The organism is Pseudochrobactrum albidum (genome assembly GCF_051851455.1).
Taxonomy (GTDB): Bacteria; Pseudomonadota; Alphaproteobacteria; order Rhizobiales; family Rhizobiaceae; genus Pseudochrobactrum.
On sequence record NZ_JBPVTR010000016.1, the window covers coordinates 1 to 24,066 of the forward strand.

Consider the following 24,066-nt stretch of genomic DNA (forward strand, 5'->3'; position numbering starts at 1 on the left):
AATTGAGAATATGTTCGGAAAACTCAAAGACTGGCGACGCATCCATACTCGCTACGACCGATGCGCGCACACCTTCTTCTCCGCCATCTGCATCGCTGCAACCGTCATCTTCTGGCTAAATCAATGAGTCCTGAGCTTAGAGATCATTCAAGTTTACTTTGATGCTAGGCTCGCCAATTCGATTCTCCGCTATTGTGTTTAATTCATCATCTTCACTTACTTCAGTTGATTTTTTAATTCGGTATGCACCCATTCCGGCGCATCTTCTGGAGCAAGAATGTGGGTATGTTCAACGCCGCTACGCCGCTCATAATCGAACACAAAACCGGTGTGATGATCTTCAATGCGTTCAGCAGAGCGATAGGCACTAGCCGCAGTTGCGCTACGTCCTTGAGTTCGCGAAATCATCGTTGCTCGTAAATGATAAATCGCCGATTTAGCACAATACCTTACCTAAGAGTTAAGGGGAGCGTAGCATCCCCAACCCACACAAACGCGAAGCAGTTTGTATAAGTAAGCACTTCTATGTTAAAACCATAACCCGCAGCGCAACAAAAGGTTCATCCCCGCGTGTGCGGGGAACACGAGCATCCGCAGCAGGCGTGCATTACGGTACACGGTTCATCCCCGCGTGTGCGGGGAACACGCCGGTCGTCAAAACACCAATATTGCAAACAACGGTTCATCCCCGCGTGTGCGGGGAACACGTATTTTCTACGGACTGATTTGCCATCCTGACCGGTTCATCCCCGCGTGTGCGGGGAACACGGGTTGCCCCACTCAATGAATATGCGTGAGTGCGGTTCATCCCCGCGTGTGCGGGGAACACTATCCAGTTAATTGCCCTCTGGATATCCAGATCGGTTCATCCCCGCGTGTGCGGGGAACACTCTTTGGACTTCTAACATTAGTAGGTATAGTTCGGTTCATCCCCGCGTGTGCGGGGAACACCGTCCGGCAGGCTTGGGGAACTGAGCGGCCAGCGGTTCATCCCCGCGTGTGCGGGGAACACTGCCACCCGCGCTAATACTGATGTAGCTCAGCGGTTCATCCCCGCGTGTGCGGGGAACACAGTCTCTGCCGCTGTTTTTGCCGACTGGGCTGCGGTTCATCCCCGCGTGTGCGGGGAACACACGAGATCGGATAGGTTCGCCGTTTTCGCCAGCGGTTCATCCCCGCGTGTGCGGGGAACACGTATTCTGTTCCTGATGTACCGCCACCCTGTGCGGTTCATCCCCGCGTGTGCGGGGAACACACTGAACCGTTGTCCATTCCTGTAACGTTGGCCGGTTCATCCCCGCGTGTGCGGGGAACTCTCTTATGTCTGCTAACTTGCCTGTTGAGTTTCCGGTTCATCCCCGCGTGTGCGGGGAACACAATCAACCGGCCATTTTGTCATTTCATTTCTCCGGTTCATCCCCGCGTGTGCGGGGAACACGAATTGAAGCTTTTGCAGCGTGGCGGCGCTATCGGTTCATCCCCGCGTGTGCGGGGAACACGACCCAAAGGACTTTGCGAAGAGACTTCTTGCCGGTTCATCCCCGCGTGTGCGGGGAACACGCCGGTCGTGGTGCGTGCCCATACGCACATACCGGTTCATCCCCGCGTGTGCGGGGAACACTACTACCGAAAAAACGGTGATTTGGTTCGAGACGGTTCATCCCCGCGTGTGCGGGGAACACAGCGTCTAATCTAACAGGAGCAGCAACATGCGCGGTTCATCCCCGCGTGTGCGGGGAACACCACCGAACAAGAAGACAGTTATCTGTCGCGGTCGGTTCATCCCCGCGTGTGCGGGGAACACGGTCGACCACCCCCACCCTTCGACCTGGGGGGCGGTTCATCCCCGCGTGTGCGGGGAACACACAACCAATCTAAGCCCAGAGCAGCAGGCTATCGGTTCATCCCCGCGTGTGCGGGGAACACTGGACGATATGGGTCTGTTTGCCTGCAAGTCACGGTTCATCCCCGCGTGTGCGGGGAACACGGGAACGATGCAAGCCAGCGGAAAACAGTCGTCGGTTCATCCCCGCGTGTGCGGGGAACACGATGATGGCGCAGAAACCGTAAATTCAAAAAACGGTTCATCCCCGCGTGTGCGGGGAACACATATAATGGCAGATGCACGACGACTAGCAGAACGGTTCATCCCCGCGTGTGCGGGGAACACTTGTGAATGCCGCCGTTACCGCGTCAAGAATGCGGTTCATCCCCGCGTGTGCGGGGAACACCCGCACACCAATCGCAGCAGGCACAAGCATTTCGGTTCATCCCCGCGTGTGCGGGGAACACCTCTCCGTCAGCCATGCGACCTGCAATAGCTTCGGTTCATCCCCGCGTGTGCGGGGAACACTAACCGAGATTTAATCCGAGTTCCTCTGCCAGCGGTTCATCCCCGCGTGTGCGGGGAACACGTACCCGATCCATGCGTAATAGTATGGTGAGCCGGTTCATCCCCGCGTGTGCGGGGAACACGTGCGCCCGTAGATGCTGGAGATGCTGTAAGCCGGTTCATCCCCGCGTGTGCGGGGAACACCTGGCTGTTCGCCGCCATCATATTGGATACGTCGGTTCATCCCCGCGTGTGCGGGGAACACTGTGACTGGTAAGCCTGCATATCCGCATTATACGGTTCATCCCCGCGTGTGCGGGGAACACGCCACATCTGGGTTTAACGAGGGCTTGGCAAACGGTTCATCCCCGCGTGTGCGGGGAACACGCCATATCAGCATAATAGTCATTTGCCATGCGCGGTTCATCCCCGCGTGTGCGGGGAACACCCAGGTGGGTTACAGTGTCAACAGTTATTTTGCGGTTCATCCCCGCGTGTGCGGGGAACACATCGAAAAGCCAAGTAATACTAGCAATGAGGTCGGTTCATCCCCGCGTGTGCGGGGAACACGTCAACTCGCCACCCATAAAGACAAGTGGAACCGGTTCATCCCCGCGTGTGCGGGGAACACGCTGCAAATCCTAGAACTAGATCCTTTGGCGGCGGTTCATCCCCGCGTGTGCGGGGAACACCTCACCACAATGCAGGTATAAAGATCCGCCGACGGTTCATCCCCGCGTGTGCGGGGAACACAATGTCGTTGTCTTTCATAGTGAACTCCAATCCGGTTCATCCCCGCGTGTGCGGGGAACACCGAGCACAGCACGACATCTGGCGCACATCATTCGGTTCATCCCCGCGTGTGCGGGGAACACATTGTTAGGTGTGTTTTCCCATTTAGTCACGGCGGTTCATCCCCGCGTGTGCGGGGAACACTCTTCCTGTAGTCTATTGATTTACAAACATATTTGCAATGTCAAAGATCGTACCAACTTTTTAGCGCAATAAAATCAGCTTCAAGTGGTCTTTACAGGTGGTAAAAAACGCACCAGTTTCAGGCCGTCAAAATCAACCGGCATGCGGCGGTTCTGGCCAGCGGTACGAAAATCATAGCCCTGATCAGTCGGCGCATTCCACGCCATAACGGCATCCCCCTCACCAAGCCCGTCAAGCACCTGTTGCCAGATCATCTCACGGGTGCGCGCTGAATAATCGCCAACATAAACACCCGCTCTTATTTCCACCAGCCATGCCGCAAGCCGCCCGCGCAATCTTGGCGGAACATTGGAAACCACCACCACAATCATCCGCGATGCCCCGGATCCCCTGATTGCTCTTCTTCAAAAGCAATTGGCAGCGCCTCGGCCGGAGGTTCAGGACGCGGCAGCTCACCCGCCTGCAGCACTTCCTCAATAACCGGAATAATACGCCGCAAAATACCATCACGGCGGAAAGCATCGCGACAGGCAAGCCTTACTGCCCGGTCAGGTGCCATATCAAGCTTACCCTTGGCAGCAAGCCCCGCAATGCGGAAAGCCTCCGGCACCACCGTTGCCAGCTTGAAAATATCTGCAATATCATAAACAAAAGACAGCGGCTTGCCCGTATGCAGAAAACCAATGGCCGGTGCATAACCTGCCGCCAGCACTGCGGCCTCAGTCAGGCCATGCAAACAGGCGGTTGCGGCAGAAAGACAACGATTTGGCACATCGCCTGCCTCCCAATCGGCAGGATTATAACGGCGGCGTTTCCACTCAACACCATATTGTGCAGCCAAAAGCGCATAACTTTCACGCACGCGCACGCCTTCAATGCCGCGCAATTGCTCAACAGAACGGCGCAAGGGAGCATCCTCGCCAAAACGCATGGCATACATTTTGCGCACAACCCGCAAACGCGCTGCATCATCCAGGGCAATTTTTGCCTGCCACAATAACCGGTCTGAACGAGCACCCCCGGGCTGACCGGCAGAATAGAGACGCACCCCCGCTTCCCCCACCCATGTAATAAGCGTACCCGCACGGGCGGCAAGCGATACCGCCGCATGAGAAATACGCGCCCCCGGCTCCAGCATAATGCCAGCCAAACCGCCTACCGGTATTTGGGTGCGTGTGCCATCGGCATTCACCGCAACAAAAGCGCCATCCAGCACATCAAGCTGGGCACGCTCCACAAAAACCAGTGAAGAGCGATCTTTGAGCGGTATGAGCTTGGGCGGGGTAAGCCCGGGCAGACCAGACTGCCCGGACTTACTCATCTCGTCCTCCTGATCAGCATTAACCCGCAACCAAAGGCTTTTGCCCGCCCAAATCCCCTCGCCAAAGCGGCCAGAAAATCATCCGGCTTTTCAACCCGCAACCGGCCGGACAAATCTATAATGCCAAAATGAGGGCGGTCTTTGCGCCCGCGATAAAGCGGCAGGGTTTCAGTTGAATAATCATGTGCCTGAGATTCCAGCAGATGAAACCCTGATATTGCCCCCTGCCTCTCAAGCCACACGCGCCCTTCTTCATCCGCCAGTTTCATGCGTTGAGAAGCCCGCTCACTGCGTGATATCTGATGCAATGCATCCATCACCACATCAACGCGCTTGCCCTGTTTTGCCCGCGTTGCATTGACCCGCAGAAGAAAATCCAGCCTGTCACCGGCTGAAAAAGCCGGAGAAAACGGCTTGATCCGGTGCGGTTCAAACAGATCCGTCTGCAAAGGTGCACGGGAAGACAGTACAAAAAAACTGCCGTCTTTCTCCTCACGCCAGAGAAAATCGCGTTCACACTCCGGATTATCTGCAAAGACAGACCAGAGGAGATTATGCTGAACAGAACGCCGCAATGCGGCATTTTCCGGCATAAGCACCCCTGCAAGCGCACTTGCTGACGGGCTGCGCGACAAACGGAGATGACTGAGAAAAAGATTCATGCCTTGCCCCCCGCAACAATCTCCACCGGACGCAGCGCAACACGGCGCTGTGCAAAATGCCAAAGCTTCCGGTTAAGCGGGATATCATGAATGACCTCCCCTGCCGGATCGGCGCTGACCAGAATTTTTGCTCTTGCGCCCTCCGCCCGCTGGTGCCAAAGCGGCACGGAAACCTCAGAAAGGGCTGCTTCTGCCGTTTCTGCCTCCACAATCCGCGCGCCTGCAGGTGCTGCCAGCGGGCAGGATTTGCGCCCGAAATAAAGCGTGAAATGCGGCTTTGCCAAAGCGGTTTTCAGCTCTTCCAGCTCCTCTCCCCGTATGGCAACACCATAAAACACACCGGTTCTGTAATCACGCAATGTGATTGTCGTATTGGTTTTTCCGGATGCGGCGGCAAGCAGGGCTTGCGGGCGGGAATTGGGCATCTTTACCGCGGCAGAAGGCACTGTTTCCACCGTGTGGTAATCACGCAAAGGCGCCCCTGTTTCAAAAATGGCAATATCAACCTCCAGCCTGTCCAGTGCTGAAAAATCGCCATCGCGCCGGATACCGAGCGCCGCCCCGAGCAGGCCGATAATGGCTGAGCGCGCCGGCCAGATCAGGGAACCGCGCCTTTCATGACCTGCCAGCTCACCCATCGCCCCCAGCGATGCAGCGAGGCTGAATACAAGAAAAGACTGCATCACACACCCCGCACTGTATCGCCGGCAAAGCGCACGATCTCCTCAAGTGTTCCTTCTGCGCCCACTTCCATACGGCAATCTGTCTCACAGGTTTTTCCGTAAGCTTTATCAATGGCCGCACGCATTTCTTCCAAAGCTTTGACAGAGCTTGCCATATGCGGCTGAACCGGCTTGAAAAACGCCCCGGAAAGATCACGCGGTGCCTGCCGGCCGGCTTCAGCCAGCACAAAATGCGCGCGCGGATGATGGGCAAAACTATTCTGCTTGCCCCGCGGGGTTGTCTGCGCCAATGCACGGGCGAGAGCCTCGGCACCGCGTGCCGCCAGTTCACGGTCGCCAGCCAGATTCTCCAGCAAAAGATCGCAATTGACACAGACATATTGATAATAAATGCCTGAGCCATAACCGGTTTCCCCAAGATGTCCGGCACCGGTTTCTTCTTCTTTATTGAGATCATCAACGGCAGTAAACCAGTCTTCCTCAGCCTGAGCCTCATGTGTGGTAATGGCATGAGCCACCTGCACCGCCGCATCACGGTTATAATCTGCATCATCTGCCAGCATACGCCCGAACATGGCAATATCCACAGCACCATCGGCGCGGCGCAGCACCAGTTTTTTCAAATCCTTATCTGTTGGCAAATTTTCGCCTGCGGCAATTTTTTCTGCCAGTTCACAGGCAAACTGCCATTCCTGCGGAGAAATAAATGCCAGCGTCTTGGCAATTCTGCCAGGCGCATCTTTTTTCGGCGCTTCCAGCTTGCCAAAAATCTCGGCCACTGTCTCGGCCGCTTTTGCAGCCTCAGCTTCCGCCACATTCTTATCGAGCAAATGCGCAACAAGCTTTTCATAGAGCCGCTTGGTTCGTGTGCCGATATTGCCTTCAAGATCCAGCGCAAAAAAGCTGCTTTCGCGCAATGCCCGCTTCAGGGATTGTGACGACATGCGAAGACGCGGCGCGCCACCGATCACAGCCTGCTTTGGCCGCCCCAGATCATCACGGTTAGGATTAGAAGGGCCATAAGCTGTCAGCAGATGAAATTGCAGGAAAGTAGTCATTCAGTTGCCCTCCCCAGGCTGTTGTTTTGCGCTTCATCACGGGGCGCATCAGTATCAAAATAATGGAAGCACCAGCGGTTGCGGGTTGCCTCATTCCAATGGATAAGATCACCGGCAAGTGCTGCAACATTGCAGCGGTATTCTGCCATCCGGATCGCCCGCCGCATCAGGTTAGTCAGCGCCTCACCTTCAGAGCGGATCAGTTTTTCAAAACGCGCAGGCGAGAGAACAGGGTCATCACCGCCGAGCTTGCGGGCAAGCGGCGCCGCCTCATATCCGCGTATTTCAGCAAGCAGGCAAACAAGCTGCACCAATTGTTCAGCCTGTGCCGGCCCGAAATGAAGATCACGCGCCAATTCATGAACCTTCGGCTCACACAACACCGCCAGCGCACTGTCAGCGCGGCGCAACCGTGCAGAAAGGCCACGCGCTGCCGCCCCGTTATACAGATCATTCTTGTTGTGCAGATCAGCCTTATCACGCGGAGCAATATTGCTTTTCCACCAGCTCATGGCGATTTCGCCAGGGCGCTGTTTTTTTGCCTCCTCACTCATGCCGCTTTCCTCTTCTTGACAACCGGAACAGGCATGCCGAGGGCTTCAAAAATAAGTTTGCCCTGTTTGGAATAGCCGGCAAATGCCATATTCAGAAACTTGCGTGCGTTCACAATTTTTTCGACCACCCCAATTTCACGCTGATAAAGCAGGGGCTGTGCCTGCGCATCAAACTGCGCCAATGCCTGTGCGCGCAATTCAGCAAGCCAGACAGTTTCCGGCTCACCCCCTGCCTGAAGAGAACGGACATGATCAAAAAACCGCGCTTCCGTTGCACGGTAAAACTCTTCACGCTCTGCCTCGCGCACTTCTCCCTCCGCAAGCACAGTTGACAGGGCATTGCGCAACACCAATGCCGCATGTTCCGCCGCCTCAATCAATCCGACAAGACGACTGCTTGTCTCTGCCGGCAGATCAATCAGCGGCTGGCGTGAAAGGATAAAATCTCTCGGCTTCATATTATCCATCGCCCAGCCGGCAACAAGAAGCGAGCCACCGCCAACCCGCTGCCTCCACTCACGCAGTGAAGCGGAAAGTTCCGTCAAAACGCCAGCCTCATCAACCCTGTCTTCACAAACAATACCGAGCCAGTTGCGATAGCTGAAACGCCCCGCACGCGGATGTTTGGGCAACCACTCAGTGCCAACCTTGAGGCGATAATAAGGGCTGAGCGGATGTTTCCACCCCGCATAATTAATGCCATAGGGTTTTTGAATAACTCCGGTAACAGCCGCATTATTCCCAACCAGACGCAACCGGCGCGGCATGCCAAAAAATGCCTCCGCACCAAAGACATGCCCTTCCGGCATCACCTGCTCACCTTTTTCCGATGTGCGTACAGGCCGCATCCATGGCAGATCACTCATTTGCCCCGGCAAGCCTGCCGGAACATTGGCCCAGACAATATCCCAAAGCCCGCCGCCAGGATCTGCCAAGGTAACCATGGGGCCGCCGCCGCGCATGGATGTGCGGTTTCCGGCGCCGCCCGATGGCGCAAAGGCCTGAAATGTATAAAGCGCCATTGCTGCCAGCGGCAGATCAAGCTGATTATAGCGCGCGCGATGCACCATCAAATCAGCATTATTGCGCGCAGTCTGCGCGCCGGCACTGTCAATAAAAAGCATATCGACAGGATTAGGTTCACCCGCAAGCAATGCCGGATCCTGCAGAAAAAGCGCACCCTCACCAATAAGATTGAAAGCAGGAGCAAAAGGCGCAAGCCGTGCCCGCAACCGCTCGGGATCACCTTTTTCACGTGCATCCCAATCGCTGTTATTGGCAGGCGGATCAGCAAGATAAACCAGCCCGATCAACAATTCATAACAGGCAATATTCAAATCCGGCCGCGGCCAGTCCGGCTCGATAATATCCGGTTCAGCCATTTGCCAGGGCGCAATAATGCGCCGCTCCCCGCCAGCACAAATAACAGGAATCCACGCATCATTTATAAGATTAAGCGACATGACTCTCCCCCATAAATACGAATAGGCAGCAAGACATATGCCAAGCCACCTATCCGCCAAGAAGAACGCTTGCGTTTTTAACGCAAAATACCCCCCAGAACGGATAGACAGACAAGATTTTCCGTTGCCTTACCTCCGTTTTTTGTTTCTAGCATTTTTGCAAAGAGAAGTCAAATTCTCTACAAATTTAAATTCATACTTTATAAAACTTATAATCACACTTCCTCTTTGTTTAACATCCCCGCTAGCGCAAGGAACTAAAACCAATCTACGATCCCAAACTTAAAATCATACGGTTCATCCCTTTTTACAAAGGGAAGCATATATCAAACCGTATTCGCTGTCATAATGCAAGCCTTCACAAATTCTGCCATTATCCTCAACCGGACAAAGCAGATAGGCCTCGCGCTTCCATGCAGGCCAATGCTTGGTGATTGCGCAAATCTCCGGCGCTGATTGATCTGGTATCGGCAGATTGGCAATCCGCTTACAGGCAACAGAAACCTCCGAGAGCGGCCATGCCTCCCCCGCCGCCCCGTGATCAGCCCATGGCACCAGCCCGTCATTGGTGCGCCGGGCAAGCACAAGCATGCGCCGCTCATCACCCAAACGGGTCGGGTAATGTGCATCATCATTACCGCGCCCCTCGCTGCGGTAACCATTGCCCCATGTAATAATATTATGCAGCGCCTGTGTGCGGGCGCCAAGCCCCTTGCCCTCCGCCTCTGTTTCTGCCTGCACAAGAGGCGCCGGCACGGGCTCTGCCTCATCCCCGTGAACTGCCTCAATCAAGGCGCGCAGCCCCTTTGGTGCAGAGATTTTTCCGACGCCAAACAAAACACGCGCACTGCGCCACACATCACTAACCGGATAAACCCATGCACCGCGCTCCAGCGTGCCGTGAAGCCAGCGTGAATCCGCAACCTGATCAGGATCGGGCGAAAGCACATAAAGCACAGGCTCCCGCACCGGCCGCCCACATGCCGGACGCTCATCCATATGGCGCCACAGCCGCCCCGCCCGCTGGATAAGGGCGGCAACCGGCGCAATATCCGACACCATCACATCAAAATCCAGATCAAGCGAGGCTTCAAGCACCTGCGTGCCCACCAACACAAAACCCGCACGATTGCTGCCGTTTTTGCCTGCACGCGCCAGCATTTCCGCCTCAATGCGCTTACGATCACATAAAGCAAAACGCGCATGAAGAAGATGAGCCGCAATGCCCCTTTCCCGCAATGCGCTGACCGCCGCAATCGCATCATCAACCGCGTTGCGCACCCATGCACAGGCAGCCCCTTTAGCGGCTTGTTCTGCAATAAGTTGCAAAGCTTCATCCGCTGAATCCAGCCGCCTGACTGCCACATCGCCTTTTACCGGCCGCGGATCAGCAGCAAAGGCAGTTATTGCCTGCCCGCCCGCCACTGTTAATGCCGGATAAGCGGCATTTGCCGAGGAACCCCCATAGGTTGCCAACAATTTTTGGCGCAGATTGAGCGGCAGGGTTGCCGTTAACAATACGGCAGACCCGCCTGCCGCACGATGCATACGCAACAGCGCCACAAGCTCCTCGGCAATATAAGGCTCGCCCATCTCATGCACTTCATCAACAATCAAAATCTTTGATGAAAGACCATAATGGCGCAGAGCCTGATATTTGACCGGCAAAACCGCCATCAACGCCTGATCAATCGTACCCACGCCAATATCGGCAAGCAATGCGCGCCGGCGGTTTTCCATGAGCCAAGCGGTGGAGGATGGTTCATCCTCACCATAATTGGCGCCCGTATCACGCACCAGACTGCGAAATGTTTCTGAATAGGCAGCGCGGCCATGCGCCAGCGCAAGCGAGGCATTGGCAAACATGCGCTTCATCGCACCGGCAACACGCACAAACATGGCATCGGCCGTTGCCATTGTCGGCAGCGCAACATAAAGCCCGCGCCCCTTGCCCGCATTCACCATGCGTTGCGCAAGCAGCAAAGCTGCCTCGGTCTTACCCGCGCCGGTCTCCTCCTCAATAATTGCCAGAACAGGCTCCTGCTCCGGCAAATAGATATCACAACAGGCCTGCTGCATGGGGCGCAGGGCAAAATCAAACAAAGGCTCATTCAAGCAACGCGCACCGGCAAGCCCTGCCTCTTCAACTGCGGCTTGCGCCTTTTTGCGCGCCTGTTGCAGATAATCTTCAAGCGGCATTGCAAAAGGCGTGGATGCAAACCAGCATTTGCCGGAACCGATCCAGTCAGCCGCCGCACAAAAACCGGGCAGCCACCAGCCAAGCGCCGTCAGTCTCTCACTCTCCGGTTCCAGTTCATTCAGCGTGGCATCAGGCCATAAAGCGCAAAAAGCGGCAATCAGCTCCCCCGCCGCCGCCTGCCCGCTGCCCGCACACTTTAAGGCCTGAACAACCGCCCTGTTGCCCTGCACTTTTAAAGGAGGCCTGCCAATTTCACGGTCTGAAGGCCTGCCATGGTGCCCGGCAACAGCCGCATAGAGCACCTGACGCAAACGTTTTGTGCCGCCAAGATGCGCTTCTATAAGATCATCATAGGCATAAAGAAAAACTTCGCTCAGCTCCCAATGCCGCCAAGACTGCGGCACCCCCTCGCGCAGCATATTACGGAAGCTCTCGCTTATTTTGCCAAGATCATGCAGCGCCACCAGAAAAACCAGCGCATCCCGCAAGCCGGGTGAAAAATCAAACGGCGCGATCAGCTGCTCTGCCACTGCGGCAACATCCAGCATATGATAGGCTGCAGGATGCTCGGGCTCCCCTTCAACCGACGGGCTCTTGCCCGGCCATACTCCCCAGTCCATATCCCCCTCAGACTATTTTCAGACCCGACACCTAACCTGATAAGCAAAGATTAAGTGTTTCGGCACATTATATAAAGGAGAATTTTAAAAAACCGGAATAACTGCCGGCATATCAATCAAATTGATGTCTTTATTCTTCAAGAGGGGTAATTTTTCCCCAGCGTCTGGTTGTGCAACGATTAATATAAATCCCCCGCAAATAAACAGCCAGCCGCTTGAGCGGCCGTTTAATCTCACGAATAATTCGATATAACACCGGCGGGCGTTGATACTCTTTCTCGCGCTCTGCACCAAGTGTGCTTTCCAGCCCTGCCTACCCGCAAATCACAGGATTAACCTGATAAATTTTTAATTGCCTGAAAAATCCGCAAGCAGGCGTGAACAAAAAATGATCCATCGGTGCAGCCGCATCATTCATATGCTCCAGAAGATAGGCAGCGCAACGGGCAGAAATAATATAACCGGCAGATAAAATATTCTGGCTAAGCAGGCGCGCCACCTCATAGCCACCGGCAACTTGTGCCACCGGCTCACCTGTCAGCACTTTGCGGCCATGCGTTTCCAGCTTGATGATATCCGCATCATCGGGAATCCAGCCATCATCAGCAAAGAACTGCTGCGCATTTCTGGAAAAGGCAATATCATCCTCAAAAACGGCTGCGAATCTTTCCCCCGCCTGAACAATTTGCTCATAACAACGACGATGGCTGAGAAAACACCCGATCTCACTCAGAGATAAAGGCTGTTCCCAGCCCGGGTTACGTTTGATTTCTGCCAGTTCCGCATGATTCATCGCGCGCCCGTCAACAGCCGGAACACGGACGAATTCAAGCCCTGCCTTGGCAAACTGCCCCTTCATGCGCTGCAAACGGTCATCCGAACGATCCAGATTGATCAGATAGGCTTTCATAAAATTTCGCCTGTATAATATCGCGATAAAATGCAGCAATCATACCAGATTATTCAAGGAAAATGGTGCGGGTGGTCGGAATCGAACCGACACTCCTTTCGGAACCGGATTTTGAGTCCGGCGCGTCTACCAGTTCCACCACACCCGCACATTTTGCAGGCACTTCATATCAAGTGCCACACTGGTGTGCCGAAATATAGTGAGAACCGCCCTGCCGTCAACTGGCAAAATCCATTTATGACGATATTATTTTAACAAATATCGGTCGCACATGGATAATTTTCCGTATCAACCGCAATAACACTGCACTGCATTGCTCTGAAAGATATTTCGTTTTACACACAGCATCGAATTTGAATGGCTTGTGCCTCTTCCTTTTCCCAGATTTATAACAGAGGCTATTATGCTGCGCAGACTTTATGACTGGACAATTTCACTCGCAGGACGCAAATCTGCAGCCCTGTGGCTTGGTTTTATCGCTTTTGTGGAAAGTTCAGTTTTTCTCATCCCTGCGGATGTTTTGTTTGTGCCAATGGGCATTGCCCGCCCCCGCAAGGTCTGGAAATATGCCCTGATCGCAACTGTCATGTCTGTTCTGGGCGGTATTCTGGGCTGGTATATCGGCCATTATGCCTATGAGGCTGTGGCCAAACCGGTCTTGGAGTTTTACGGCAAGCTCGACACCTTTGAAAAATTGCGCGGCAGCACCAGCGCCGACATGATCCTGCTACTGTTGATTACATCCGGCCTATCACATCTGCCGCCGATCAAAGTAGTGACGATTCTTGCCGGTGCCGCCAATATCAATATCTGGCTGTTCATCATCTCAGCCGTTCTTGCCCGCGGCGCGCGTTTCTTACTTTTGGCATGGCTCCTGCAACATTTTGGCGAGCCAATCCGTGATTTTATTGAAAAACGCCTCGGCACCATCGCTATTGCGGTTGCATGTGTGCTGATTGCGCTCTTTGCCATCATCAAATATGTGCATCTATAAACCGGCACCTGCGATAATCAGAAGCACAAGATGAATTATGCGCACAAATATTAAGACACACCAGATATCAACAGGCTGTGCAATGAAGATAGTGCAGCCATGTTTATGCCATAACAAAATGACTGTACTGTCTTAAAACAACACATCACAAGGATCCCGCCCGTGCCGGACAGCAGCTGCACCTCAAAGACAATGTCAAGACAACATCTTCTGATCTCTGGTTTTCTGGCTATAGCAATGGCGGGCGTGGTTGGCACGGCGCTTGCTTTTCAATATATCGGTGGTTATCTGCCCTGCAAATTATGCCTTGAGGAACGTATCCCCTATTATACCGGCATACCATTAATGCTGTTTGGCGCAATTTTATCAGCATTGGGAAAATCAGAAAAACTCATCCGCATCCTGCTGGTTGTCGCCGGCCTGCTGATGGCTTATGGCTTTATGCTTTCCGTCTACCATGCCGGCGTAGAATGGAAATTCTGGGCAGGGCCTGCAGATTGCACAACCGGCGCTGTCGCTATCACCACCAATGCAGGCAACCTCCTCAATGAGCTTAATGCTATCCGGCCTGCTGCCTGCGATGTGGCTGCAGGGCGTTTTCTTGGCATTTCCTTTGCCGGCTGGAACGCTGTTGCCGCACTCATTCTGGCAATCATTGCCTTTTGCGGCGCAAACTGCAAATCCTGCCGCAAATAACAGCTCAAAAAAGCCGGAGGCGTTTATTTACGGCTCCAGCTCCACATCCCAGTATAAATAATCAATCCAGCTTTCATGCAGGTGATTGGGCGGAAACCGCCTGCCATTTTTATGCAGATCAAAAACTGTAGGCATATAGGGTTTCTGCCGCGGCCACATCTGTGCTTTGGCCGGCATCAGGCCGCCCTTGCGCAAATTGCAAGGGGAACAGGCTGCCACCACATTTTCCCATGTTGTCTCCCCGCCACAACAACGCGGAATGACATGATCAAAGGTCAGATCATGTTTTGCACCGCAATATTGGCACTCAAAACGATCACGCAAGAAAACATTAAACCGTGTAAAGGCCGGATAGGTCGGCGGTGAAATATAGGTTTTCAGGCTGATAACACTTGGCAGCCGCATGGAAAAACTCGGCGAACTGATCTCCGTATCATATTCTGCGACAATATTGACACGGTTGAGAAAAACAGCCTTGATCGCATCCTGCCACGACCACAGCGATAAAGGATAATAGCTGAGCGGACGAAAATCCGCGTTCAGTACCAATGCCGGCAACCGGCCGGCAAATGCGGCTACAGTCAAAGAAACACCTCCTGTGATTATATTGCAGTCTTTTCAGACATTCATGGCAATATAGAAATGAGAGCAGTTTCAGGAAAAATAAGCACCTGATAAAACAATACGCGAAAACCGGATATTTTTACCATAAGTAATATGGAAGCAGCACATGTCATTATTGTGAAGCCGCTGCATTTTTCAGTCAAACAGATTTTGTTTTTCCAGGGCTCTTCTGCCCCCATGTTACATGCAATAATACCAATATTTATTGACAGCTTTGACAAGACTGCTGCCTGACGGCACTTTCTTTTTATCTGCAGTTCGGACTAAGCTGAGGCGGAGGAAAGCAGCGAACACACAGGGAGCATATAATGAGCAGGCGTATTGAACATGCAGGCTTGCAGGTTGATCAGGAACTGAGCCGTTTTCTGGAAGGGGAAGTCTTGCCGCAGAGCGGCATAGAAGCAGCATCTTTCTGGGCAGGATTGGCGGCAATGGTCAGGGATCTTGCACCGCGCAACCGTGCATTGCTTGCCAAACGCGATGAGATTCAGGCAAAACTTGACGCATGGTATAAAGCCAACCGCAATTATACCATGGCTGATTATCAGGCATATTTGCGTGAAATCGGTTATTTGCTGCCGGAAGGTGAGGATTTTCAGGTCACGACCGCCAATATTGATCCTGAGATTGCCAGTATTGCAGGCCCTCAGCTTGTTGTGCCGGTGATGAATGCCCGTTACGCGCTGAATGCCGCCAATGCGCGCTGGGGCTCGCTTTATGATGCGCTTTACGGCACCGATGCGATCAGCGAGGAAGATGGTGCGGAAAAGGGCAAAACCTATAATCCGGTGCGCGGCGCTAAGGTAATCGCCTGGGCAAAAGCCTTTCTTGATGAGGCAACCCCGCTGAGTGAGGGGCGCTGGGAAAACGTGACAGGTTTTACAATTGCCGGCACAAAGCTCTCCCTTACGCTTGATAACGGCAAATCCGTATCCCTGAAAGATCCTCTGGGCTTTGCCGGCTATCAGGGAGAACCCTCATCCCCTTCCCTCATCCTTCTCAAAAATCACGGGTTGCATATCGAAATTTACTGCGATGCCACCCATGTGATTGGCAAATCCGATCCGGCGCATATTGCCGATATCACGCTGGAATCAGCACTCAGCACCATTCAGGATTGTGAGGATTCCGTTGCCGCTGTTGATGCTGCCGATAAGGTTCTGGCCTATCGCAATATTCTCGGCCTGTTCAAAGGCACCTTATCAGAGAGCTTTGAAAAGGCAGGCAAAACCATTACCCGCAAGCTCAATGCCGACCGTCATTATACCGCAGCCGATGGCTCTGCCCTCACTTTGCCCGGGCGCTCGCTGCTCCTGATCCGCAATGTCGGTCATCTTATGACCAATCCGGCTGTTCTTGACAGTGATGGCAATGAAATTCCGGAAGGTATTCTTGATGCCGCCTTCACCGCGGTGATCGCCCTGCACGATATTGGCACGGCAGATGGCAAACTCAGGGGCACACGGCTTAATTCCCGCAGCGGCTCGGTCTATATTGTAAAGCCAAAAATGCACGGCCCCGAGGAAGTGGCCTTTGCGGCAGAGATTTTTGCGCGGGCTGAAAGCCTGGCCGGCCTTGCGCCCAATACTCTGAAAATGGGTATTATGGATGAAGAACGCCGCATGACGGTAAACCTCAAGGAGGCAATCCGCGCAGCCAAAGAGCGTGTTTTTTTCATCAATACCGGTTTTCTTGACCGCACGGGGGATGAAATCCACACCTCCATGGAAGCAGGCCCTGTTATTCGCAAGGGTGATATGAAACAGGCGGCCTGGATTGCCGCCTATGAAAACTGGAATGTGGATACCGGCCTTGCCTGCGGCCTGACCGGCCATGCGCAGATTGGCAAGGGCATGTGGGCAATGCCGGATCTTATGGCTGCCATGCTGGAGCAAAAAATTGCCCACCCCAAGGCCGGCGCCAATACCGCATGGGTGCCCTCGCCCACAGCGGCAACGCTCCACGCCACCCATTACCACAAAATTGATGTGGCAGCGGTACAGAATCAACTGAGATCCCGTGAAAAGGCCAAACTGGAAGATATTCTGACAATTCCTGTTGCCCGTGATACCAATTGGGCGCCGGAAGATGTGCAGGCCGAAATTGACAATAATGCGCAAGGCATTCTTGGCTATGTCGTGCGCTGGATTGATCAGGGTGTCGGCTGTTCCAAGGTGCCGGATATTAATAATATCGGCCTGATGGAAGACCGCGCCACCTTGCGCATTTCTGCCCAGCATATTGCCAATTGGCTGCATCATGGCATTGTCAGTGAGGCGCAGGTGATGGAAACCCTGAAACGCATGGCCGCGGTAGTGGATAAACAAAATGCCGGTGATCCGGCCTATCTGCCAATGGCAAGGGATTTCAACGCTTCCATCGCCTTTCAGGCGGCATGTGATCTGGTCTTTAAGGGGCGGGAACAGCCAAATGGCTATACAGAACCTGTGCTCCATGCCCGCCGCCGGCAATTCAAGGCTGCGCAGCAATAAATTATTGACCAGCCGGATAAGCAGCATAAAAATGGCAGGCAGGGTGCATCCCGCCTGCCATTTTCATAAGAACAGATGCATTACAATTTGGCAGAAAAACGCCGTAAATAATTGATGCTCCTTATTTCTTTTTGCAAAACCGCTGCGTCATCCGTCAAAATGCCCCGAGGCCGATTATGCCAACCATTTCCCATGCTGACACCACCCATCTGCCGGCTATTCTCGATATTTATAATGATGCCATAGCCCATACGACAGCCGTCTGGATCAACAATATGGTTGATCTTGAAAACCGTGAGCAATGGTTGCTGTCCCGAAAAAAGGAGGGCTTTCCCGTGTTGGTTCTTATGGAGGGACAGCAACTGCTTGGCTATGCCAGCTATGGCCCGTTTCGTGCCTTTGAGGGCTATAAATATACAGCAGAATTATCAGTTTATGTGGCGGCACATGCCCGCGGCAAAGGTGCGGGCAGCAGATTGATGCAGGCTTTGCTGGAGCATGCATATGGCAATAATATCCACGTATTGCTCGGCGCTGTTGAAGCGCAAAACACCGCATCTGTGCGCCTGCATGAAAAATACGGCTTCACGCAGGCAGGCCTGCTGCCGCAGGTTGGCCGCAAATTCGGCCGCTGGCTTGATCTTATATTGATGCAGCGCATTCTCTGACATTCACGTTTTTGTTAACGCAAATTTGCAATGTAAAACCGCATTGCATTTAGAATTATTCTAATTTATATATTTTTAGAACAATTCTAAAAAAGAGGCCTGTATGTTTTCCTCCTTTTTTTCCTCTTCACGCCGTTCATTTGACAGTCTTTCAGAACAGGAAATTCTGGCGCTGGCCATATCTTCAGAAGAAGATGATGCCCGCATTTATCTCAGTTATGCCGATGGCCTGCGGGAGCAATATCCGCAATCGGCCAAAATTTTTGAGGCTATGGCGCAAGAAGAGCACAATCACCGTGATCGCCTGATTGCCCTGCACCGCCAAAGATTTGGCGAGACAATACCGCTGATCCGGCGCGAACATGTGCGCGGTTATTATGAGCGCAAGCCTGACTGGCTGGTTCGCCCACTTGGTATCGATAAGGTGCGCGCCACGGCCGCACAGATGGAAGAGCAGGCGGCACTGTTCTACCAACAGGCTGCCATGCGGGTTTCAGATGCCGCCACACGCAAACTGCTTGGCGATCTGGCACTGGAGGAGAAGCATCATGAGGCACGCGCGCAACATCTGGAACAAAAGCTGACACCGGAAGATGTGCAGGATCAGGAACGTGCCAGTGAGCGTAAGCAGTTGATTCTCACTTATATCCAGCCCGGGCTTGCGGGGCTGATGGATGGTTCCGTCTCCACACTGGCACCGATTTTTGCTGCGGCCTTTGCCACGCAGGATACATGGCAAACTTTTCTTGTCGGCCTTTCCGCTTCTGTGGGGGCCGGCATATCAATGGGCTTTACAGAAGCCGCCCATGATGACGGGCACTTATCAGGGCGCGGCTCGCCGGTGAAACGCGGCCTTGCCAGCGGGATCATGACTACAATCGGCGGTCTTGGCCATGCCCTGCCCTATCTCATTCCGGAATTCTGGACAGCAACCAGCATAGCAATCTTTATTGTTTTTGTGGAATTATGGGCCATTGCCTATATTCAGAACCGTTTTATGGAAACGCCGTTCATGCGCGCGGCCTTTCAGGTGGTGCTTGGCGGCGCACTGGTATTGGCCGCCGGTATCCTGATCGGGAATGCCTGAGGTTAAAACCTTTTCAGCCTGCCGCCACGCTCAGTGCTGCGGCAGGCCGGACAGGTTGCACATTATCCATAAATGGCTCAATACAAATATGATTTGGCCTGTCGATGGTGACAAAGCTGTTGCGTGGCACCGCCATCCAGTTTTCAGCCACACCATCCAGCGGCTCCGATACCACGCATACGCCTGATGAAGCCATTTTAGCGGTGTATAATGTCGGCGCATAAATATCACTGGCATAACGCACGGCAAATAAAGTCTTCCCGTTAGAAAATGCCGCTGTCAGGCGGATAAATGGCGGCACATGTGCGGCTTTCGCGGCATCATAAATTGTTTCAACCGTGCGCTTGAGTGCAGATACAGGATCATCATCCAGCCCGAAATGCAGCATCAGCAAAAAAAACAGTTCCGAATCCGTTGAGCCGGATTTGTGACTGTAAAGATTATCGGGGAGCAAGGCCTCAAGGCTGCGGCGCAACCGGTCAAAACTGCCGATCTGCCCGTTATGCATAAAACTCCAGCGCTGATAAACAAAAGGATGACAATTAGCGCGGCTGGTCTCTCCGCCGGTTGAAGCGCGCACATGCGCCAGAAACAACCGTGAATTGATCTGGCGAGCAAGGCTGCGCAAATTCTGATCCGACCAGGCAGGCAACAAATCCCGATAAAGCCCCGGCTCTTCCCGTGAGCCATACCAGGCCACGCCGAAGCCGTCACCATTGGTTGCGGTTTTTGCCTCATGCGCATGGTGGCTCTGCGCAATCAAGGAATGACAAGGCGAAGTTATAATATCTTCAAGATAAAGATCAGAACCGAAATATGCAGCCCAGCGACACATGAAAACACTCTGACAACTGATCGGAAGATAAAACTGACAGGCCGTTTGCTGCCTGCTATTATCTTTTACCAATATGGTTAATGCAATATGGTTAATAATGCCCTGCTCCACTGCATACTTATAGTTGTACCCATAAGAGCACACCGGAACAGCGCCTTGCGGTTCTGCCAGCTAAAAATGGCAAAATTACATAAAATGCTCCCACAAAAATAGCGGCAAAAACCGCAGAGCAACAGGTGGCCGATGCCATAAGTTTGAAATAATTTACACAGAAGATGAATGCTATAAATGCTCTGTCTCTTTTAAATTGCTTTCTTCTGTGGTTAGTGCTCTTTTTAAATCATATATTGTCTGAGAAGGTTTTATCATGTCTGCCAATTCCCCTTCATCTCATTCCCGCCCGAAGCTCGGAATTGTCCGTCTTGAACATGCCGAAGGGCTTGATCTGCCGGCATATGAAACCGCAGGCGCATCCGGCATTGATCTGCGCGCTGCAGTGCCGGAGGATCGTCAGATTGTTTTACTTCCCGGTCGCCGCGCTTTGGTGCCAACAGGTCTGATTTTTGAGCTGGAGGAAGGCTATGAGGCACAAATCCGCCCGCGTTCCGGCCTTGCCTTTAAAAACGGTATCACCTGCCTCAACACGCCCGGCACAATTGACAGTGATTACCGCGGTGAGGTTAAGGTTCTGCTGATCAATCTTGGTGATGATGATTTCCGCATTGAGCGGGGCATGCGCATTGCACAGGCCGTGATTGCGCCTGTGGCGCGGGTTGAAGTGGAAGAGCGTATTCAGATCAGCCAGACAACACGCGGTGCCGGCGGTTTTGGCTCAACCGGCCATAAATGACTTTTATCTGATGTCACAAAAAGCGCCGCAAAATTCATGCGGCGCTGCTTATCAGTTAAATTTGAACGGCACCTGAAAAGGTATGCGCGAGGCAGCCATTGACGGCGGCGGAGCCGGCACCGGTGAGGCCGCCTTTACAGCCGAGAGCGCGGCCTGATCCACCTGCGGATTTCCGGATGTGCCGCTAATACGTGCCGATATCACATTCCCGCCAGCATCAATCACAAAAGCAATCTGCACAATTCCTTTATCTGCACGCCCCAGCCTGCGTTGGGCTGTGCGTTTTTTGCGCTCAAGATGCGCCTGTACCTTTGACTGCCATTTGGCAGGGCTTATTCCGGCGGATGCATTGCTTTGGCGGTTGAGGCTGGCCGCCATGCGCGAAGAATTCTGCGCATTGATTTGCGGAGCGGAGGCAGCCTGTGTCTCAGCCGCTTTTTGTGTTTTTCCGGCCTTCTCCCTGTGCCGTGGTTTATGTTTCGGCTTTTCAGGTTTTGGCTCAGGCTTTTTCTCATTCTTCGGTTTTTCCGCCACTTTTGGCAGCACAATTTCAGGCTTTTGCGCCTCGATCACCTCCGGCACTTCTTCAACCGGATCCGCTGCAGCAAGCTCTTGCGGCTCTTCAATTACAGGTTCTTTGCTTTCAGCATGCTCTGCCTGCGGCTGCGGCTCATATTCTGCCTGATCAGGATGAGGCGAAGTTTCTGCTGAAGGGATTGCAGAATCCTGCGCCGCTTCCGGTGCCTGTGCAACCGGATCAAGCTCAAGCATAATGGCAGCGGGCGGCTCTCCCTCAGGCTGATGATGCACATGTTCAGAGTGCAGAGCATAGGCACCAGCCCCATGAACAGTTAAAACAACAAGAGCCGCAACACTCCAGCGCACTGCATCCCTGCGCTTGAAGCCAGCCTCTTCAGAGATCAGACCGTTTTTCATACCCCGCACCGGCGGATGATCAATCGGCAAATCTTTCATGCCTCATTCCCCAGCCTTTTGCGCTGCTCCCTGCACTGTATCATTTACAGTATCCTGCATTGCGGGGGCAGTTTCCAAACCAACCAGCGCAATTTTAAGATAACCCGCCTCACGCAGCAGATTCATAACATTCATCAGTTCGCCATAGCCAACCATCCTGTCAGCGCGCAGAAAAATACGCGTCTCCTTATTGCCTTCCGCCAAACGATCCAATGCCTGCCCCAGTGCCTCACGGCTCACTGTATCATTGCCAAGGCTGATGCTGAGATCTTCCTTTAAGGTCAGATAAACAGGCTTATCCGGCCGTGGCTGCGGTGTGGCGCTGGCTGCGGGCAGGTCCACATTAATATCAACCGTTGCCAGAGGTGCGGCCACCATAAAAATAATCAGCAGCACCAGCATCACATCAATAAAAGGCGTCACGTTAATTTCATGACTTTCCTGAAGATCATCGTCAACATTATCGCGTAAACGGCTGCCCATGATAATTACTCCGCAGCCTTGACAACGGCTGCACCGTCCTTGGAAACCGGCTGCCGGTCGGATTGTTTCTGCGCCATATCCCTGGCAGCACGCATATCAAGATCACGGCTGACAAGACGTTCCACACCGGCACTGACATCAGCCAGCAATTGGCGATAAGAAGTGACAGAGCGGGCAAAAATATTATAAATAATCACTGCGGGAATGGCCGCAACCAAACCGATTGCAGTAGCCAGAAGCGCCTCGGCAATACCCGGTGCCACAACAGCCAGATTGGTGGTCTGCGCCTGCGATATACCAATAAAGGAATTCATAATTCCCCACACGGTTCCGAACAAACCAACAAAAGGCGCGACGGAGCCAATTGTGGCAAGTACCCCTGTGCCTCTGGCAAGCCGGCGTCCGGCCGCGGCTTCAATCCGGCCAAGCTGTGAGGAGACACGCTCTTTCAGCCCCTCACCTCCGACATAGCTTACAGCAGGTGTTGATTGCAGCACCTCTTCTTGCGCCGCACGCACCAAATGGGCAGCGGAACCGCGCTTTTTTTCAAGCGCCTGCACAGCCGCAACCAGATGGTGCGCATGAGAAACCTCTTTCAACACAAAACGTGCATGACGGCGGGCTGCGGCAATCTCAACGGATTTGGCAAGCCACACTGTCCATGTTGCCAGAGATGCGAGTGCAAGGCCGATCATGACCGCTTTCACAACAAGGTCAGCGGCCATAAACATACCCCATGGCGACAAATCATGAGGCAGTTGCAATGTATTTATTCCGGCCTGCTGCGCCATAACCGGCGCGGCTGATGCAAAAATCATACTGCTTGCTGCCAGTATTACGGCACATGGCAATAGGGTCAATTTTGCCTGAAATGCTCTTTTTATCTTAAACACTGCATCGTCCTCATTGCCTGATGCATTTAAGTTTACAGAAATACCAAAATGCCTCATTCTCTGTTTAATGTATTATCGGCTCTGTTTACCTATTATTGACCTTGGCATTACACATTTGCGCTGCGCAAAATGCCTCAATATTCAGGACAGCCCTGCCCGCCGCAACAGGCGTTACTCCCCTCTGCATTACTACTATTAAATATGACAATTCAAGTCATATTTAAGAAAAAATATCTTTTCTGCCTTATTTGATCATAATTTCACAATCTGTGCAGCGATAAATCATCATGATGCCATGGGCGATACTGTTCTGTCCCTTATCACTGTTTTATCACAGCCCCTTGTCAAAGAGGCTTGATATCACTGCGCGGGCATAATGAGTTGCAATTATGCAATCATCTTATTGTCAGCAAACAATCATAAAGCTGACGTATAGACAGCCTATCATGGCTTTACGCTTTCCAGTGTATAAGCAGGGGACAATAAATGCACCAGAAAATGCAAAATATTGAGACCACCGCCCGCCTTGCCATGGTGCATCCTTGCGAGCCCGCCCGTCAGGAAACCGCCATTTTGCGTGCCGGTTTTTATGTAACCGCAGCCTGCATTTCTTTGACCGCGCTGTTTTTGATAATTATCTGATGTGCCTTCTTCTATAACTAATATTGTAATAATAGATATTCAGGCTGCGCGAATAAAATTTATCCTGTTAACTGTACCGGCATTTTTA

The 24,066-nt window shown here is 53.0% G+C and carries 23 protein-coding genes, 1 tRNA gene and 1 CRISPR repeat array; of the genes, 8 read left to right on the top strand and 16 right to left on the bottom strand.

What is annotated here, in order from left to right:
* Positions 1-127 (top strand): transposase (locus ACSTTO_RS01750; RefSeq protein ID WP_439271086.1); only part of this gene is annotated, 127 nt, incomplete at its 5' end.
* Positions 128-216: 89 nt separating this feature from the next.
* Here ACSTTO_RS01750 and ACSTTO_RS01755 read toward each other — a convergent pair.
* The 11 genes from ACSTTO_RS01755 to ACSTTO_RS01805 all read right to left on the bottom strand — a co-directional run bounded on the left by ACSTTO_RS01755 (position 217) and on the right by ACSTTO_RS01805 (position 12,887).
* A complete protein-coding gene (locus ACSTTO_RS01755; protein ID WP_439271391.1) occupies positions 217-408 on the bottom strand; it encodes a MobA/MobL family protein in 192 nt (63 codons plus the stop codon).
* A gap of 148 nt (positions 409-556) precedes the next feature.
* A CRISPR array of direct repeats spans positions 557-3,268; the repeat unit is 29 nt; unit sequence CGGTTCATCCCCGCGTGTGCGGGGAACAC.
* 80 nt (positions 3,269-3,348) lie between these two features.
* Entirely contained in the window at positions 3,349-3,639 is a 291-nt protein-coding gene (cas2e, locus tag ACSTTO_RS01760; RefSeq protein WP_439271392.1) for a type I-E CRISPR-associated endoribonuclease Cas2e, read from the bottom strand.
* Positions 3,636-4,589 carry a type I-E CRISPR-associated endonuclease Cas1e gene (cas1e, locus tag ACSTTO_RS01765; protein WP_439271393.1) on the bottom strand — a complete coding sequence of 318 codons (954 nt, stop codon included), beginning with the start codon at positions 4,587-4,589 and terminating at the stop codon, positions 3,636-3,638. Before cas1e ends, cas2e begins: the two co-directional genes overlap by 4 nt.
* The gene (gene cas6e, locus ACSTTO_RS01770; RefSeq protein WP_439271394.1) at positions 4,586-5,251 is read right to left on the bottom strand and encodes a type I-E CRISPR-associated protein Cas6/Cse3/CasE; all 666 of its coding nucleotides are present in this window, start codon (positions 5,249-5,251) and stop codon (positions 4,586-4,588) included. The genes cas1e and cas6e overlap by 4 nt, the downstream gene beginning before the upstream one ends.
* Complete coding sequence (gene cas5e / locus ACSTTO_RS01775; protein WP_439271395.1) at positions 5,248-5,934, bottom strand: type I-E CRISPR-associated protein Cas5/CasD; 687 nt, start codon at positions 5,932-5,934, stop codon at positions 5,248-5,250. Before cas5e ends, cas6e begins: the two co-directional genes overlap by 4 nt.
* Complete coding sequence (gene cas7e / locus ACSTTO_RS01780; protein WP_439271397.1) at positions 5,934-6,992, bottom strand: type I-E CRISPR-associated protein Cas7/Cse4/CasC; 1,059 nt, start codon at positions 6,990-6,992, stop codon at positions 5,934-5,936. The genes cas5e and cas7e overlap by 1 nt, the downstream gene beginning before the upstream one ends.
* Positions 6,989-7,546 carry a type I-E CRISPR-associated protein Cse2/CasB gene (gene casB, locus ACSTTO_RS01785; protein WP_439271398.1) on the bottom strand — a complete coding sequence of 186 codons (558 nt, stop codon included), beginning with the start codon at positions 7,544-7,546 and terminating at the stop codon, positions 6,989-6,991. The genes cas7e and casB overlap by 4 nt, the downstream gene beginning before the upstream one ends.
* Positions 7,543-9,009, bottom strand: coding sequence for a type I-E CRISPR-associated protein Cse1/CasA (gene casA / locus ACSTTO_RS01790; RefSeq protein WP_439271400.1), 1,467 nt, complete (start codon positions 9,007-9,009; stop codon positions 7,543-7,545). The genes casB and casA overlap by 4 nt, the downstream gene beginning before the upstream one ends.
* A gap of 297 nt (positions 9,010-9,306) precedes the next feature.
* Complete coding sequence (gene cas3 / locus ACSTTO_RS01795) at positions 9,307-11,829, bottom strand: CRISPR-associated helicase Cas3' (RefSeq protein ID WP_439271401.1); 2,523 nt, start codon at positions 11,827-11,829, stop codon at positions 9,307-9,309.
* A gap of 313 nt (positions 11,830-12,142) precedes the next feature.
* The gene (locus ACSTTO_RS01800; RefSeq protein WP_439271403.1) at positions 12,143-12,739 is read right to left on the bottom strand and encodes a glycosyltransferase family 25 protein; all 597 of its coding nucleotides are present in this window, start codon (positions 12,737-12,739) and stop codon (positions 12,143-12,145) included.
* 63 nt (positions 12,740-12,802) lie between these two features.
* Positions 12,803-12,887 (bottom strand) — tRNA-Leu (locus tag ACSTTO_RS01805).
* A gap of 255 nt (positions 12,888-13,142) precedes the next feature.
* Between ACSTTO_RS01805 and ACSTTO_RS01810 the strand changes: the two genes are divergently transcribed.
* Entirely contained in the window at positions 13,143-13,733 is a 591-nt protein-coding gene (locus ACSTTO_RS01810) for a YqaA family protein (protein WP_439271404.1), read from the top strand.
* Between the two features lie 162 nt (positions 13,734-13,895).
* Entirely contained in the window at positions 13,896-14,429 is a 534-nt protein-coding gene (locus ACSTTO_RS01815; RefSeq protein WP_439271406.1) for a disulfide bond formation protein B, read from the top strand.
* Between the two features lie 27 nt (positions 14,430-14,456).
* Here ACSTTO_RS01815 and ACSTTO_RS01820 read toward each other — a convergent pair whose 3' ends face one another.
* A complete protein-coding gene (locus ACSTTO_RS01820; protein WP_439271407.1) occupies positions 14,457-15,014 on the bottom strand; it encodes an HNH endonuclease in 558 nt (185 codons plus the stop codon).
* Positions 15,015-15,361: 347 nt separating this feature from the next.
* Here ACSTTO_RS01820 and ACSTTO_RS01825 point away from each other — a divergent pair, with 347 nt between their 5' ends.
* From ACSTTO_RS01825 to mbfA, 3 genes are all read left to right on the top strand, one after another.
* On the top strand, positions 15,362-17,545 hold the full coding sequence (locus ACSTTO_RS01825; protein WP_439271408.1) for a malate synthase G: 2,184 nt from the start codon (positions 15,362-15,364) through the stop codon (positions 17,543-17,545).
* 176 nt (positions 17,546-17,721) lie between these two features.
* Positions 17,722-18,213 (top strand): GNAT family N-acetyltransferase, encoded by a 492-nt coding sequence (locus ACSTTO_RS01830; RefSeq protein WP_439271410.1) that lies wholly within the window; start codon positions 17,722-17,724, stop codon positions 18,211-18,213.
* Positions 18,214-18,316: 103 nt separating this feature from the next.
* The gene (mbfA, locus tag ACSTTO_RS01835) at positions 18,317-19,300 is read left to right on the top strand and encodes an iron exporter MbfA (RefSeq protein WP_439271411.1); all 984 of its coding nucleotides are present in this window, start codon (positions 18,317-18,319) and stop codon (positions 19,298-19,300) included.
* A gap of 13 nt (positions 19,301-19,313) precedes the next feature.
* On the opposite strand, the gene ACSTTO_RS01840 is transcribed toward mbfA, so the two are convergent.
* Positions 19,314-20,135, bottom strand: a complete 822-nt coding sequence (locus ACSTTO_RS01840) for a class II glutamine amidotransferase (protein ID WP_439271413.1) — start codon at positions 20,133-20,135, stop codon at positions 19,314-19,316.
* A 367-nt stretch (positions 20,136-20,502) separates the two neighbouring features.
* Here ACSTTO_RS01840 and dut point away from each other — a divergent pair, with 367 nt between their 5' ends.
* The gene (dut, locus tag ACSTTO_RS01845) at positions 20,503-20,985 is read left to right on the top strand and encodes a dUTP diphosphatase (protein WP_439271414.1); all 483 of its coding nucleotides are present in this window, start codon (positions 20,503-20,505) and stop codon (positions 20,983-20,985) included.
* A gap of 51 nt (positions 20,986-21,036) precedes the next feature.
* Here the strand turns inward: dut and ACSTTO_RS01850 are convergent, their stop codons facing one another.
* The 3 genes from ACSTTO_RS01850 to exbB are packed head-to-tail and all read right to left on the bottom strand — an operon-like array spanning position 21,037 to position 23,303.
* On the bottom strand, positions 21,037-21,960 hold the full coding sequence (locus ACSTTO_RS01850; protein ID WP_439271416.1) for an energy transducer TonB family protein: 924 nt from the start codon (positions 21,958-21,960) through the stop codon (positions 21,037-21,039).
* A gap of 3 nt (positions 21,961-21,963) precedes the next feature.
* Positions 21,964-22,443 carry a TonB system transport protein ExbD gene (gene exbD, locus ACSTTO_RS01855; RefSeq protein WP_439271417.1) on the bottom strand — a complete coding sequence of 160 codons (480 nt, stop codon included), beginning with the start codon at positions 22,441-22,443 and terminating at the stop codon, positions 21,964-21,966.
* Positions 22,444-22,448: 5 nt separating this feature from the next.
* Positions 22,449-23,303 carry a tonB-system energizer ExbB gene (gene exbB / locus ACSTTO_RS01860; protein ID WP_439271418.1) on the bottom strand — a complete coding sequence of 285 codons (855 nt, stop codon included), beginning with the start codon at positions 23,301-23,303 and terminating at the stop codon, positions 22,449-22,451.
* Between the two features lie 519 nt (positions 23,304-23,822).
* On the opposite strand from exbB, the gene ACSTTO_RS01865 reads away from it, so the two are divergent.
* The gene (locus ACSTTO_RS01865; protein WP_439271419.1) at positions 23,823-23,978 is read left to right on the top strand and encodes a hypothetical protein; all 156 of its coding nucleotides are present in this window, start codon (positions 23,823-23,825) and stop codon (positions 23,976-23,978) included.
* Positions 23,979-24,066: the final 88 nt, after the last annotated feature.

What these genes read in the sequence shown, in the direction of transcription:
- ACSTTO_RS01755 (WP_439271391.1), bottom strand. Translation starts at nt 408, where the DNA reads ATGATTTCGCGAACTCAAGGACGTAGCGCAACTGCGGCTAGTGCCTAT.
- cas2e (WP_439271392.1), bottom strand. Translation starts at nt 3,639, where the DNA reads ATGATTGTGGTGGTGGTTTCCAATGTTCCGCCAAGATTGCGCGGGCGG.
- cas1e (WP_439271393.1), bottom strand. Translation starts at nt 4,589, where the DNA reads ATGAGTAAGTCCGGGCAGTCTGGTCTGCCCGGGCTTACCCCGCCCAAG.
- cas6e (WP_439271394.1), bottom strand. Translation starts at nt 5,251, where the DNA reads ATGAATCTTTTTCTCAGTCATCTCCGTTTGTCGCGCAGCCCGTCAGCA.
- cas5e (WP_439271395.1), bottom strand. Translation starts at nt 5,934, where the DNA reads ATGCAGTCTTTTCTTGTATTCAGCCTCGCTGCATCGCTGGGGGCGATG.
- cas7e (WP_439271397.1), bottom strand. Translation starts at nt 6,992, where the DNA reads ATGACTACTTTCCTGCAATTTCATCTGCTGACAGCTTATGGCCCTTCT.
- casB (WP_439271398.1), bottom strand. Translation starts at nt 7,546, where the DNA reads ATGAGTGAGGAGGCAAAAAAACAGCGCCCTGGCGAAATCGCCATGAGC.
- casA (WP_439271400.1), bottom strand. Translation starts at nt 9,009, where the DNA reads ATGTCGCTTAATCTTATAAATGATGCGTGGATTCCTGTTATTTGTGCT.
- cas3 (WP_439271401.1), bottom strand. Translation starts at nt 11,829, where the DNA reads ATGGACTGGGGAGTATGGCCGGGCAAGAGCCCGTCGGTTGAAGGGGAG.
- ACSTTO_RS01800 (WP_439271403.1), bottom strand. Translation starts at nt 12,739, where the DNA reads ATGAAAGCCTATCTGATCAATCTGGATCGTTCGGATGACCGTTTGCAG.
- ACSTTO_RS01810 (WP_439271404.1), top strand. Translation starts at nt 13,143, where the DNA reads ATGCTGCGCAGACTTTATGACTGGACAATTTCACTCGCAGGACGCAAA.
- ACSTTO_RS01825 (WP_439271408.1), top strand. Translation starts at nt 15,362, where the DNA reads ATGAGCAGGCGTATTGAACATGCAGGCTTGCAGGTTGATCAGGAACTG.
- ACSTTO_RS01830 (WP_439271410.1), top strand. Translation starts at nt 17,722, where the DNA reads ATGCCAACCATTTCCCATGCTGACACCACCCATCTGCCGGCTATTCTC.
- mbfA (WP_439271411.1), top strand. Translation starts at nt 18,317, where the DNA reads ATGTTTTCCTCCTTTTTTTCCTCTTCACGCCGTTCATTTGACAGTCTT.
- ACSTTO_RS01840 (WP_439271413.1), bottom strand. Translation starts at nt 20,135, where the DNA reads ATGTGTCGCTGGGCTGCATATTTCGGTTCTGATCTTTATCTTGAAGAT.
- dut (WP_439271414.1), top strand. Translation starts at nt 20,503, where the DNA reads ATGTCTGCCAATTCCCCTTCATCTCATTCCCGCCCGAAGCTCGGAATT.
- ACSTTO_RS01850 (WP_439271416.1), bottom strand. Translation starts at nt 21,960, where the DNA reads ATGAAAGATTTGCCGATTGATCATCCGCCGGTGCGGGGTATGAAAAAC.
- exbD (WP_439271417.1), bottom strand. Translation starts at nt 22,443, where the DNA reads ATGGGCAGCCGTTTACGCGATAATGTTGACGATGATCTTCAGGAAAGT.
- ACSTTO_RS01865 (WP_439271419.1), top strand. Translation starts at nt 23,823, where the DNA reads ATGCACCAGAAAATGCAAAATATTGAGACCACCGCCCGCCTTGCCATG.